Below are 2,391 nucleotides of genomic sequence, written 5' to 3'. Positions count from 1 at the left end.
GAGATCGAGCACCTCGTGCACCTGATGCGCCGCGCGGTCGCCGAGACCGCCCGTGCCCGCTTCGCCGGCCTCGACCTGCGCCCGCTGGCCGACGCCGTCGAAGAGGGCCACCTGGTCGCCACCGGTGAGCGCGTCCCGGCCACGGACGTCCTCGCGGCGCTGCCGGAACTCCCGGTGCTGCACGAGGTCGCCCAGCGGGCGGGCGTGCAGCCGGACGAGCCCGCCGGCCGGATCGCGGCCGCCGTCGAACTCGCCCTCGAATCGCTGTTCCTGGCGCGGCGGCTGGCCAAGGACTCCGACGACACGACGACCGTCTACGGCCGATGACCGCGGTCCCGCTCCCCGACGGCTACTCCTACGGCCCGTGGCACGACGGGCCGGACCCGCTCGCGCCGCCGGCCGACCTGCGTGACGCGCTCGACGAGATCGGCCGCGACGTGATGGCCGGGACGTCGCCGCGCGGCGCGCTGGAGGAGCTGCTGCGCCGCGGCACCGAGCGCACGTCGGGCCTGGACGAGCTGACCCGGCGGCTCTGGCAGCGCCGGTCGCAGATCCAGCGCCGCAACAACCTGAACGGCACCCTGCAGGAGGTCCAGCGCCTGCTTCAGGAGGCCCTCGACGCCGAACGGCGGGACCTGTTCCCGGACCCCGACGACGACGCCCGCTTCCGCGAGGCCCAGCTGGACGCGCTCCCGCCGGGCACCGCGGCCGCGGTCAACGAGCTGGCGAACTACGACTGGCGCTCGGAGCAGGGCCGCGAGAACTACCAGAAGATCCGCGATCTGCTCGGCCAGGAGCTGATGGAGTCGCGGTTCCAGGGCATGAAGCAGGCGCTGCAGAACGCCGGGCCCGAGGACGTCGAGCGGATCAACGAGATGCTCTCCGACCTCAACGACCTGCTCGCCGCGCACGCGCAGGGCGCCGACGACGTCCAGCAGCGCTTCGAGGACTTCATGGCGAAGCACGGCGAGTTCTTCCCGGAGAACCCGCGCAACGTCGAGGAGCTGATCGACGCGCTCGCGGAGCGGTCGGCGGCCGCGCAGCGGATGCTGAACTCGATGTCGGCCGAGCAGCGCGCGGAACTGGCCGAGCTGACCCAGCAGGCGTTCGGCGACCCGCGGCTCGCGCAGCAGCTGTCCCAATTGGACAGTCAGCTGCGGGCCGCGCGGCCGGGCGAGGACTGGACGGGTTCGGAGCGCTTCCGCGGCAAGAACCCGCTCGGCATGGGCGAAGGCGCGCAGGCGATGGCCGACCTGGCCGAGCTGGACGCGCTCGCCGAGCAGCTGGGCCAGTCCTACCCGGGCGCGAGCCTGGACGACATCGACCTGGAGGCCCTCGAACGGCAGCTCGGCAAGGACGCCGGCGTCGACGCCCGACGGCTGTCCGAACTGGAGCGTGAGCTGCGCCGCCAGGGCCTGTTCGAACGGGCGGCCGACGGCACGCTCCGGTTGTCGCCCAAGGCGTTGCGGCGTCTGGGCGAGACGGCGCTGTCCGACGTCGTGAACGCGTTGCGCGGCAAGACCGGCGACCGCGAGACCGAATCGGCGGGCGCGGCGGGCGAACCGACCGGGGCTTCACGGCCGTGGCGGTTCGGGGACATGCAGCCCTGGGACGTCCCCCGCACGATCCGCAACGCCGTGCTGCGTTCGGTGTCGGTGGGGGAGCGCGCGGTCCGGTTGGACGTCGAGGACGTCGAGGTAGTCGAGACCGAACACCGCTCCCGGGCGGCGGTCGCGCTGCTCGTCGACACGTCGTGGTCGATGGTGCAGGAGGGCCGCTGGCTGCCGATGAAGCGCACCGCGCTGGCGCTGCACCAGCTGATCAGCACGCGCTTCCGCAACGACGCGCTGCAGCTGATCACGTTCGGCCGCTACGCGATGCCGGTGGAACTGCCGGAGCTGATCGGGCTGGAGAGCGCGTGGGAGCAGGGCACGAACGCCCACCACGGACTGCTGCTGGCGGGGCAGCACCTGCGGCGGCACCCGGACGCGCAACCGGTGGTCCTGATGGTGACCGACGGTGAGCCGACCGCGCACCTGGAACCGGACGGCGAGGCGGTCTTCGACTACCCGCCGCAGGACCGGACGCTCTTCAAGACACTGTCCGAAGTGGACCGGCTGGCGAAGCTGGGGGCGTCGATTTCGGTGTTCCGGCTCGGTGACGACCCGAGGCTGACGGCGTTCGTGGACCTGATCGCCCGCCGCTCGGGCGGCCGGGTCGTGGCCCCGGACCTGGACGGCCTCGGCGCGGCGGTGGTCGGCGACTACCTGCGAACCCGCCGCCGCTGACGCTTGGCGGGCTACGTGCGGCGGTGACGGCCGTGGCGCGGCCGGTCCTCGTTTGCACGGTGCAGCGACCGTGCGGCGCGAGCCGTGTCGGCGTGGCCGTCGG

General features: G+C 73.2%; 1 protein-coding gene and 1 pseudogene. Both read left to right on the top strand.

The window, feature by feature from the left end; all coding sequences use genetic code 11:
• Window positions 1-327 (top strand): annotated as a pseudogene (locus G3I65_RS33885) (magnesium chelatase); the annotation flags it as partial.
• A complete protein-coding gene (locus G3I65_RS33880; protein WP_160699711.1) occupies window positions 324-2,288 on the top strand; it encodes a VWA domain-containing protein in 1,965 nt (654 codons plus the stop codon). The pseudogene G3I65_RS33885 and the gene G3I65_RS33880, both read left to right, overlap by 4 nt.
• The last annotated feature ends 103 nt before the right edge of the window (window positions 2,289-2,391 follow it).

The organism is Amycolatopsis sp. SID8362 (assembly GCF_010550475.1).
Taxonomy (GTDB): domain Bacteria; phylum Actinomycetota; class Actinomycetes; order Mycobacteriales; family Pseudonocardiaceae; genus Amycolatopsis; species Amycolatopsis eburnea.
Note: the sequence above shows the minus strand (reverse complement) of the source record. Positions and strands in the feature narration are given on the sequence as shown.